Source organism: Burkholderia anthinoferrum, from assembly GCF_002925705.1.
GTDB lineage: Bacteria > Pseudomonadota > Gammaproteobacteria > Burkholderiales > Burkholderiaceae > Burkholderia > Burkholderia semiarida.
The window spans coordinates 38,098-48,683 of the sequence record NZ_LFZP01000066.1; the positions used below are offsets into that span (position 1 = coordinate 38,098).

The 10,586-nt window shown below is 67.5% G+C and carries 9 protein-coding genes; 8 read left to right on the forward strand and 1 reads right to left on the reverse strand.

Translation table 11 applies throughout. From position 1 onward, the window contains the following. A complete protein-coding gene (locus C5F75_RS32925) occupies positions 1 to 1,344 on the forward strand; it encodes an MFS transporter (RefSeq protein WP_059582138.1) in 1,344 nt (447 codons plus the stop codon). Positions 1,345 to 1,446: 102 nt separating this feature from the next. On the opposite strand, the gene C5F75_RS32930 is transcribed toward C5F75_RS32925, so the two are convergent. After that, positions 1,447 to 2,556, reverse strand: coding sequence for a 2-aminoethylphosphonate--pyruvate transaminase (locus tag C5F75_RS32930; protein ID WP_059582140.1), 1,110 nt, complete (start codon positions 2,554 to 2,556; stop codon positions 1,447 to 1,449). A 261-nt stretch (positions 2,557 to 2,817) separates the two neighbouring features. On the opposite strand from C5F75_RS32930, the gene phnS reads away from it, so the two are divergent. The 7 genes from phnS to C5F75_RS32965 are packed head-to-tail and all read left to right on the forward strand — an operon-like array spanning position 2,818 to position 10,112. Beyond that, positions 2,818 to 3,909 (forward strand): 2-aminoethylphosphonate ABC transporter substrate-binding protein, encoded by a 1,092-nt coding sequence (gene phnS / locus C5F75_RS32935; protein ID WP_059582143.1) that lies wholly within the window; start codon positions 2,818 to 2,820, stop codon positions 3,907 to 3,909. Positions 3,910 to 3,943: 34 nt separating this feature from the next. Next, positions 3,944 to 5,047, forward strand: a complete 1,104-nt coding sequence (gene phnT / locus C5F75_RS32940; protein ID WP_059582145.1) for a 2-aminoethylphosphonate ABC transport system ATP-binding subunit PhnT — start codon at positions 3,944 to 3,946, stop codon at positions 5,045 to 5,047. Continuing rightward, complete coding sequence (gene phnU, locus C5F75_RS32945) at positions 5,025 to 5,945, forward strand: 2-aminoethylphosphonate ABC transporter permease subunit (RefSeq protein ID WP_059582148.1); 921 nt, start codon at positions 5,025 to 5,027, stop codon at positions 5,943 to 5,945. The genes phnT and phnU overlap by 23 nt, the downstream gene beginning before the upstream one ends. Then, positions 5,935 to 6,795: a 2-aminoethylphosphonate ABC transport system, membrane component PhnV gene (gene phnV / locus C5F75_RS32950; protein ID WP_059582149.1), complete on the forward strand. Its 861-nt coding sequence runs from the start codon at positions 5,935 to 5,937 to the stop codon at positions 6,793 to 6,795. Before phnU ends, phnV begins: the two co-directional genes overlap by 11 nt. Further along, positions 6,792 to 8,102 carry a phosphonoacetate hydrolase gene (gene phnA / locus C5F75_RS32955; RefSeq protein ID WP_059582152.1) on the forward strand — a complete coding sequence of 437 codons (1,311 nt, stop codon included), beginning with the start codon at positions 6,792 to 6,794 and terminating at the stop codon, positions 8,100 to 8,102. Before phnV ends, phnA begins: the two co-directional genes overlap by 4 nt. Further along, positions 8,099 to 9,553, forward strand: coding sequence for a phosphonoacetaldehyde dehydrogenase (gene phnY / locus C5F75_RS32960; protein WP_059582153.1), 1,455 nt, complete (start codon positions 8,099 to 8,101; stop codon positions 9,551 to 9,553). Before phnA ends, phnY begins: the two co-directional genes overlap by 4 nt. Positions 9,554 to 9,557: 4 nt before the next feature. Next, positions 9,558 to 10,112, forward strand: coding sequence for a phosphonate degradation HD-domain oxygenase (locus C5F75_RS32965; protein ID WP_059582157.1), 555 nt, complete (start codon positions 9,558 to 9,560; stop codon positions 10,110 to 10,112). The last annotated feature ends 474 nt before the right edge of the window (positions 10,113 to 10,586 follow it).

A 10,586-nucleotide genomic window follows, 5' to 3' on the forward strand; every position in this document is an offset into this window, starting at 1 on the left:
ATGCAGCACACTACCCACACGAGCGCCGCGTCGGCGCAGGCGGCCGGCACGGTCCGGCGCACGTCGGCACGCTACAAGATCCTCGCGCTGCTCGCGATCGGCACGATGATCAACTATCTCGACCGCACCGTGCTGGGCGTGGCTGCGCCGCAGCTCACCAAGGAGCTCGGCATCAATGCGGCCGTGATGGGCATCATGTTCTCCGCGTTTTCGTGGACGTACGTGGCGATGCAGGTGCCCGGCGGCCTGTTCCTCGACCGTTTCGGCAGCAAGATCACCTATTACTGGTCGATGACGCTGTGGTCGCTGTGCACGTTCCTGCAAGGCTTCGTGCCGGGCGTCGCGACGTTGCTCGCGTGCCGCCTCGGTCTCGGCGTGACGGAAGCGCCGTGCTTCCCGACCAACAGCCGCGTCGTCGCGACGTGGTTCCCGCAGAACGAACGCGCGATGGCGACCGGCACCTATACCGTCGGCGAATACATCGGCCTCGCGTTCTTCAGCCCGGTGCTGTTCGCGCTGATGGGCGCGTTCGGCTGGCGCTCGCTGTTCTGGGTCGTGGGTGCGGTCGGCATTGCGTTCGGCTTCGTCTGGTGGAAGTTCTACCACGAGCCGCGCAACCATCCGGGCGCGAACGCGGCGGAACTGGCCTATATCGAGGCGGGCGGCGGTCTCGTTCACGGCGCGCGCAAGAACGGCGACAAGGGTGACAAGCCGGCGCAGGCCAAGTTCAGCTGGTCGATGGTCGGCCAACTGGTGAAGAAGCGCCAGCTCGCCGGCATCTGCCTCGGCCAGTTCGCCGGCAATTCGACGCTCGTGTTCTTCCTGACCTGGTTTCCGACCTATCTGGCCACCGAGCGCCACATGGGCTGGCTGAAGATCGGCTTCTTCGCGGTGATGCCGTTCATCGCCGCGTCGGTCGGCGTGATGTTCGGCGGCATCTTCTCCGACTGGCTGCTGCGCCGCGGCAAGTCCGCGAACCTCGCACGCAAGCTGCCGATCATCGCGGGGCTGCTGCTCGCATCGACGATCATTCTCGCGAACTACGTGCAGAGCAACGAAGCCGTGATCGCGATCATGTCGGTCGCGTTCTTCGCGCAAGGGATGGCCGCGCTCGGCTGGACGCTCGTGTCGGACATCGCGCCGGACGGCCTGCTCGGCGTGACGGGCGGCATCTTCAACTTCGCGGCGAACCTTGCCGGCATCATCACGCCGCTCGTCGTCGGCTTCATCGTCGCGTCGACCGGCTCGTTCGTCGGCGCGCTCGTGTTCATCGGCGTGATCGCGCTGATCGGTGCGCTGTCGTACATCTTCGTCGTCGGCGACATCAAGCGGATCGAGTTGTAAGTACAGACTCTCCGCACACTCGGTGCGTTCGCCCGGCGGCCATTCGGCCGCCGGGCTTTTTTGTGTGCGCGCGCCGGCGCGCGGGGCGGCATGCACCCCACTTCATGCGTGCTGCATCGCGATGCCGAGCGATTCGACCGCAGCGGCGATGGCGGCGACCGCGCGCCGGATATCGTCCGCGTCGATCGCGCCGATGCAGCCCACGCGGAACGTCTCGAGCCGCGTGAGCTTGCCCGGATACAGGATGAAGCCCGCGTCGCGCACCGCGTCGTAGAAGCGGCGGAAATCGTAGGCCGGATGGTCGGGCGCGTGAAACGTGACGATTACCGGCGCCTGCACGCTCACGTCGAGGAACGGCACGAAGCCGAGCGCGCGCATCGATTCGATCAGCGTCCGGCAGTTCGCCGCATAGCGTGCGCCGCGCGCCGGCCGGCCGCCTTCGGCGTGGTACTGGTCGAGCGCGGCACGCAGCGCGGCAACCACGTGCGTCGGCGGCGTGAAGCGCCATTGCCCCGTCTTGCGCAGATACGCGTACTGATCATGGAGATCGAGCGCGAGCGACGGCGAGTTGCCTTCGCTCGCGTCGAGCGCGTCGCGCCGCACGATCGCGAATCCCATTCCCGGCACGCCTTCGAGGCATTTGCCGCTGGCCGAGATCAGCGCGTCGATGCCGCTGCCAGCCAGCGCGATCGGCAGCGCGCCGAACGAACTCATCGCATCGACGATCAGCCGCTTGCCGTGCCGCCGGCACGCGGCCGCGATCGCATCGAGCGGATTCAGGATACCGGCGCTCGTTTCCAGGTGCACGAGCGCGACGTGCGTGATGCGCGGCTCGCGCGCGAACGCGGCCTCGACGGCCGCCGCGTCGACGGCCGCGTCTTCGCCGAACGGCAACGCGATCGCGTCGATGCCCAGCCTGCCGAGAATCTTCAGAATGCGCGCGCAATACGCGCCGTTGTCGGGCACCAGCACGACACCGTCGCGCGGCACGAGCGTGCCGAGCGCGGCTTCGACCGAGAACGTGCCGCTCCCCTGCATCGGCACGCACACGTATGCGTCGCCACCGCCGGCGATGGCGACGAGATCGGCGCAGACGCTGGCCGTCAGCTGGTTGAAGGCGGCGTCCCACGACCCCCAGTCATGTTGCATTGCGTGGCGTGTTGTGGCGGACGTAGTGAGCGGGCCGGGCGTCAGCAAGATCGGGTCGGGCATGGTTTTTACCTCCAGCAAAGGGGGAACGAAACACCGGACGGCGTTTCTGAATGACTTGCATGATAGTGGCAAAATGTGTCATTTTTTGGAAATTGTGGCATTCGTCACGGCTTTGTCATTGAACGCTGTGATCCTTCGGTTGCCGCGCGACACGCAGCCTGAGCGCGGTAGCGCGGCGGGCCGCGAGGCGGCCTGCCCGGAGATAACAGGAGAGCCGGATCGTGCCCCGGCCGTTTGGTGTTCCGCCTACGGAGAAGTGAGATGACACTGCAGAAACCCTCGCGCGCCGCCGCCGGCGCGTTCCGCAAGCTCGCGCTGGCCGCCTGCGCCGCCGGTCTGCTGCAAGGCGCCGCGCTGCCGGCGCATGCGGCAAACGCGGTCGTGCTGTACACGGCGGACGGTCTCGAGAATCTCTATCGCGATGTGCTGCCGGCTTTCGAGAAGAAGGAAGGCGTGAAGGTCAACATCGTGACGGCGGGCAGCGGCGAGGTGGTGAACCGCGCGAACATCGAGAAGAACGCCCCGAAGGCCGACGTGATCGTCACGTTGCCGCCGTTCATCCAGCAGGCCGGCCAGATGGGCCTGCTGCAGCCGTACCAGAGCGTGAACTACAAGAACGTGCCGGCCATCGCGAAGGCCGAGGACGGCACGTGGGCGACGTTCGTGAACAACTACTTCTCGTTCGCGATCAATCCGGACGTCGTGAAAAACCAGCCGAAGACGTTCGCCGACCTGCTCGCGCCGGCCTACGCCGGCAAGGTCGCGTACTCGAACCCGGCCACGGCCGGCGACGGGATGGCCGTGCTGATCCTGACGACGTCGCTGATGGGCGAGGACAAGGCATTCGACTACCTCGCTAAGCTGTCGCAGAGCGTGAAGTTCCACACGAAGGGCACCGGATACCTGAACGTGCTGCTGTCGCGTAACGAGATCAGCGTCGCGAACGGCGATCTGCAGATGGACCTCGACGACGCCGAACACGGCGCGCTGTCCGTCAAGCCGATCTTCCTGGCCGCGAAGGCCGGCGACCAGCCGACCACGTTCCAGCTCCCGTACGGCATCGGCCTGATCAAGAGCGGCCCGAACCAGGATGCCGGCAGGAAGCTGATCGACTATCTGATGTCGACGGAAGTGCAGTCGAAGGTGCCGGACATGTACGGCATCCCGGGCCGCACCGACGTGCCGCTGGCCGGCAAGAACGGCGAAGCGGTCAAGAAGGCGATCGCGGGCGTGAAGCTGATTCCGGTCGACTGGACCCAGGTGATGGCGAAGAAGCAGGAATGGATCGAGCGCTGGAAGAAGGACGTGATCGGCAGCTCGGGCAAGCCGCTCGACGTCGTCAAGCCGAAGTGACCGGCGCACGCCGCCTGTATCAGCGAGCAAGAGGATGAACCCGGTGGACACCACCCTGACCCATCCCGGCGCATTCGGCGCCGCCGAACCGCACGCGACGCTGCGGTCCGGCGCGCCGGGCGGCGTGCGGATCGAGCATCTGAGCGTGCGCTACGGCGCACGCACGGTGCTGGACGATCTGTCGCTGTCGATCGGCGCCGGCGAATTTCTGACCGTGCTCGGCAAGAGCGGCTGCGGCAAGACCACGCTGCTGCGCTTCATCGCCGGGTTCGTGAAGGCCGACGGCCTGACCGGCACGCTGAGCGTGGCTGGACGCGACCTGACCTATGCGCCGCCGCACAAGCGCAATCTCGGTCTGCTGTTCCAGAATTACGCGCTGTTCCCGCACCTGTCGGTGTTCGAGAACGTCGCATTCGGGCTGCGCGCCCGCGGCATGGCGTCGTCGGAAGTCACGCGCCGCGTCGCCGATGCGCTGAAGCTGGTGCAGCTCGGCGATGCGGGCCACCACCTGCCCGCGCAACTGTCGGGCGGGATGCAGCAGCGCGTCGCGCTGGCGCGCGCGCTCGTGATCGAGCCCGACGTGCTGCTGCTCGACGAGCCGCTGTCGGCGCTCGACGCCAACCTGCGCGCGTCGGTGCGCAGCGAGCTGAAGGCGCTGCACGAGCGCTTGCCGAACCTGACCGTCGTGTGCGTCACGCACGACCGCGACGACGCGCTCGTGCTGTCCGACCGTGCGCTGCTGATGCGCGACGGCCGCATCGCGCAGCTCGGCACGCCGCAGCAGTTGTACGACGCACCGCGCGACGGCTACGTCGCGCGCTATCTCGGCCCGGCGAACCTGTTGCCGCCGCACGTGATCTTCCCGCTCGGCGATCCGCGCCACGAGGTGCGCGACAAGGTCGCGTGCGTGCGCCCCGAGCGCCTGACCGTGATACCGCCCGCCGCCGGTGGCCTGCATGGCACGGTGTCGTCGGTCGAATGGCAGGGCGCGGACCTGTCGATCGCGGTCGTGATCGACGCGGCGCCCGACGAGCCCGTGCGCGTGACGATGCAACGCGGCCGCGGTGCGGCCCCCGAGCGCGGTGCGCGCGTTTCCCTGCATTGCGAGGCAGACGATGTCGTCCTTATCGAGCCCTGAAGCCGGCCTGCCGCCGCACGTGCTCGCGTCGGCCGCCGCACACGCCGCCGCCGCGCGGCGCCGCAGGCGCATCGGCGACCTGCACCTGGCTGTGCTGGCGATCGTCGTGCTGGGCCCGCTCGTCGTCTATCCGCTGGTGCGGCTCGTGCTGCTGAGCGTGTCGGGCGACCACGGGCTGAGTCTTGCCGCGTACCGGACCTTCTTCGGCAATCCCGACACGCGCAACGTGCTGCTGACGACGCTGGGCGTGCTGTTTGCAAGCGCCGGCACCGCGTCGGTGCTTGGCGTGCTGCTGGCCGCGCTGCTGTTCTTCAGGCCGTTCCCGGGCGCGTCGCTCGTCACGCGCTTCCTTGAGCTGTACGTCGCGTTTCCGTCGTTTCTCGTCGCGTTCACGCTGATCTTCCTGTACGGCTCGCAAGGCTCGATCGGCATCGCGCTGCAGCACCTGTTCCATCTCGAGAATCCGCCGCTGGACTTCCTGTTCGGCATAGGCGGCGTGATCCTCGCGCAGACCGTGTTCTACACGCCGTTCGTCGTGCGGCCGACGCTCGCGTCGTTCGCGACGCTCGACCTGCGGCTGATCGAAGCCGCGCGCAGCCTCGGCGCGCCCGGCTGGATGCTCGCGCGCCGCGTCGTGCTGCCGATCGCGTGGCCGGGCATCGCCGCCGGCACCGTGCTGTGCTTCCTGCTGACGCTGAACGAGTTCGGCATCCTGCTCGTGCTCGGCAGCGCGCGGCTCGTCACGCTGCCGGTCGCGATCTACAGCAGCGCGACCGTCGATCTCGACCTGCCGACCGCGTCGGCCGGCGCGGTCGTGATGTTGTCGCTGTCGCTGGCGCTGTATGCGGTTTATCGCCGGGTGAACCGGCGTGCGACGGGAGGGAACGATGTCCGCTGAATTTCGTATCGGGCAGGCCGTGCCGCGTCACCGGATCGGCTGGACCGACGCGCTGCTCGAGCATGCGTCGCGCGCCGCGCTCGCGCTGGCCGCGTTCGCGTGCTTCTGGCTGTTCGTGCTGCCGGTGATCGTCGTCGCGCTGTCGAGCGTGTCGACGCAGTGGTCGGGCACGATCCTGCCGGCCGGCTACAGCCTGCGCTGGTTCGAGCGGCTCGGGTCGCAGGAATACGACGCGCTGCTGACGAGCCTCGAAATCGGCTTCGGCGTCTCGGCGCTTGGCACGGTCCTCGGGTTGTGGCTGGCGCTCGCGCTCGAAGGGCGCGACCGGCGCGGCCTCGGCGCGGTCGTCGACGCACTCGTGATGGTGCCGAACGGCGTGCCGAGCGTCGTGCTCGGGCTCGCGGTGCTGATCGCGTATCACCAGAAGCCGCTCGACCTGTCGAGTTCGGCGGCGATCGTCGTGCTGGTGCAGCTCGCGCTGATTCTGCCGTTCTGCTATCGCTGCGCGGCCGCCGCGCTGCGTCCGGAGCTGACCGTGCTGCGCGAAGCCGCGGCGAGCCTCGGTGCGCCGCCCGCGATGGTGCTGCGCCGCGTGCTGCTGCCGCAACTCGTGCCGGCGCTGCGCGCGAGCCTCGCGCTCGGCTTTGCGCTGTCGCTCGGCGAGCTCGGCGCGACGCTGACCGTGTATCCGCCCGGCTTCGCGACCGTGCCGATCGTCGTGATCGGCCAGGTGGAGCGCGGCTATTACCTGCCTGCGTCCGCGCTGTCGCTGCTGATGCTCGGCGCGTCGCTCGCGGCGCTGCTGCTGATCGCCGCGCGCGTGCCGCGCGGCAAGCGGGCGGCATCGTGAACGCCGCTTTCGCGTTGCGGCGCCCCGGCGAGCAACGGGCCGCCGGCAACGGATCGGCGAATCTCGCGGGACGCTCGATCGACGTCAACGGCCGACGCTACCGGCTGCCGGTCGAGCCGACCGTCGTCGTCTGTGTCGACGGCTGCGAATACGACTATCTCGAACGCGCGGTGGAAGCGGGCGTCGCGCCGTTCATCGCCCGGATGATCGCGGAAGGCACCGCGTGGCGCGCCGATTGCGTCGTGCCGACCTTCACCAACCCGAACAACCTGTCGATCGTCTGCGGCGTGCCGCCGTCGGTCCACGGCATCTGCGGCAACTATTTCTGGGATCCTGCCGCCGACGGCGGGCGCGGCGCCGAAGTCATGATGAACGACCCGGCCTACCTGCGCGCCGGCACGCTGCTCGCGGCGGCGTCCGACGCCGGCGCGCGGGTGGCCGTCGTGACCGCGAAGGACAAGCTGCGCCGGCTGCTCGGCTGGCAACTGAACGGCGTCTGCTTTTCGGCCGAGAAGGCCGCGCAGGCCAATCTCGCGGAAAACGGGATCGTCGACGTGCTCGACTGGGTCGGCCTGCCGTCGCCGGATGTATACAGCGCGGCGTTGTCCGAATTCGTGTTCGCGGCCGGCGTGCGGCTCGCGCAGACGCGCCAGGTCGACCTGATGTACCTGTCCACCACCGACTACGTGCAGCACAAATGCGAGCCGGGCAGTGCCGGGGCGAACGCGTTCTACGCGATGATGGACGGCTATCTCGCGCAGCTCGACGCGCTCGGCTGGGCGATCGGGCTCACGGCCGACCACGGGATGAACGCGAAGCACGATCCGGCGACGGGGCGGCCGAACGTGATCTATCTGCAGGACGCTTTCGACGGCTGGTACGGCACGCAGGCTGCGCGCGTGATCCTGCCGATTACCGATCCGTACGTCGTCCATCACGGCGCGCTCGGTTCGTTTGCGACGATCTACCTGGCGCCGGGCGTCGACCGGGCCGAGGCGATGTGGCGTGTCGGCGGCCTCGACGGCGTCGAGCTCGTGCTCGACAACGCGGAAGCCGCGGCACGTTTCGAACTGCCGGCCGACCGGATCGGCGATCTCGTCGTGATCGGCCGTCGCGACATGACGCTCGGCACGCGCGAGCGCGAACACGATCTGTCGGGCCTCACGGTGCCGTTGCGTTCGCATGGCGGCGTGTCCGAGCAGGAGGTGCCGCTGCTGTTCAATCGCCGCATCGAGCGGGACGACCCTGCCCGCCGCCCGCGCAACTTCGACGTGTTCGATTTCGTGTTGAACCGGATCGCGACATGATGGCTCATCCCCGGCAAGACCACCCTGCGTTCCGCGCCGAGGCGCTGCGGTGGTGCGGCACGCGCGCGCCGCGCGCCCGTGTGTTCGACGTCACCGATCCGTACACCGGCACGCGTGTCGGTACGGCGCCGCTGGCGAGCGTCGACGACGTGCGCGCCGCGTTCGATTACGCGATGGCGTACCGGCCGGCGCTGACGCGTTACGAACGTTCGCAGATCCTCGAGCGCGCGGCCGCGCTGCTGCGCGAACGTGCGGACGAAGCGTCCGACCTGATCACGCTCGAGTCGGGATTGTCGAAACAGGATTCTCGCTACGAGATCGGCCGTGTCGCCGACGTGCTGAAGTTCGCCGCGGTCGAGGCGCTGCGCGACGACGCGCAGAGTTTTTCGTGCGACCTGACGCCCCACGGCAAGGCGCGGCGCGTGTTCTCGCAGCGCCAGCCGCTCGACGGCGTGATCGTCGCGATCACGCCGTTCAATCATCCGATGAACCAGGTCGCGCACAAGATCGCGCCGGCGATCGCGACCAACAACCGCGTGATCGTGAAGCCGTCGGAGAAGGTGCCGCTGTCGGCGTTCTATCTGGCCGATCTGCTGTACGAAGCCGGGCTGCCGGAGCCGATGCTGCAGGTGCTGACCGGCAACCCGGCCGAAATCGCGGACGAGCTCGTCACGCATCCGCGTGCGTCGCTGATCACGTTCACGGGCGGCGTCGCGATCGGCAAGGCGATTGCCGCGCGGGCCGGCTACCGGCGCATCGTGCTGGAGCTGGGCGGCAACGATCCGCTGATCGTCCTCGCCGATGCCGATCTCGACCGCGCGGCGTCGCTTGCGGTGTGCGGGTCGTACCGGAATTCGGGCCAGCGATGTACGGCCGTCAAGCGGATACTGGTGCAGCGCTCGATCGCGCCAGCGTTCACCGAATTGCTCGTCGAGAAGACACGTGCATGGAAACACGGCGATCCGTTCGATCCCGCGAACGAAATGGGCACCGTGATCGACGAAGCGGCGGCGCGGCTGTTCGAGGCGCGCGTCAACGAGGCGGTGGCGCAGGGTGCGCGCCTGCTGACGGGCAACGTGCGGCGCGGCGCGCTGTACGCGCCGACCGTGCTCGACAACGTCGATCCGTCGATGACGATCGTGCGCGAGGAGACGTTCGGGCCCGTGTCGCCCGTCATCGCGTTCGACACGATCGACGACGCGATCCGGATCAGCAACGGCACGGCGTTCGGGCTGTCGTCGGGCGTCTGTACGGACAGCACGGCGGCCGTCGTGCGGTTAGTGAACGAGCTGAAAGTCGGCACGGTGAACGTGTGGGAAGTGCCGGGATACCGGATCGAACTGTCGCCGTTTGGCGGGATCAAGGATTCGGGGCTCGGGTACAAGGAGGGCGTCCAGGAGGCGATGAAGAGCTTCACGAACCTGAAGACGTTCTCGCTGCCTTGGGAGTAAACGAATGGCGCTGACGATGGACGAGATTCACGCGCTGTATCGCGAGCATGGCCATGTGGCCTATAGCGGCGAACCGGTCACGCAGCTCGAACATGCATTGCAGAGCGGATTGCTCGCGGAGGAGTCCGGGGCCGATGAAGCGCTGGTCGCGGCGGCGTTCCTGCACGATCTCGGCCATCTGCTGAATCGCCAGGGCGAGACGCCGAGCGCGCGCGGGATAGACGATCTGCACCAGTATTACGTGCTGCCGTTCCTGCGGCCGCTGTTTTCCGACGCGGTGCTGGAACCGATCCGGCTGCACGTCGACGCGAAGCGCTGCCTGTGCCGCACGGACGCCGGCTACTTCGAGAGCCTGTCGCCGGACTCGGTGCGCAGCCTGGCGTTGCAGGGCGGCATTTTCAGCGACGACGAGGCGGCGGCGTTTCTGCAGCGCCCGTACGCGGAGGACGCGCTGCGCCTGCGCCGCTGGGACGATACGGCGAAGAAGCAAGGCAAGATGACGCCGGATCTCGATCACTATATGGAGATCGTCGCACGCCAGATGCGCGCGGCCTTCTGACGGGGCCGGTTGCCTCCATATTTAAGGGGCCGCACGCGGCAGCGTGCGGCCCCTTAAATTTTTTGCGAAATCCCTTGCGCGAATGCCGCGAGCTGCTTAGAATCACGCCTCTTTCGCGCTAACGGAAACGCGGCGCGGGAGGAAGGGAAGCGGTGCTGTTGGGGTTCGGTGGTAACGAGCCGCGGCGGCGCAGGAAGTTGAGCCCCGCAGTCGCAGCGAAGTCGTTCAGAAAGTTGTTGACGAGCTGCGAAACACGGTTCATAATCTCGCTTCTCTGCTGCTGAAAACGCAGCGCTGCTGGGAAACACGAAGTTTCTCGCAGACGTGCTCTTTAAAAATTAACAGCCGATAAGTGTGGGCGCTTGATGAAAGCGAGCTGATCCTCGGATCAGATAGCGAAAGTATCAAGAGTCTCACACTAAAGTAAGTCAGGTTTATGAAGTGATTCATATTCCTGTCAGCTTTGAGTGAGCG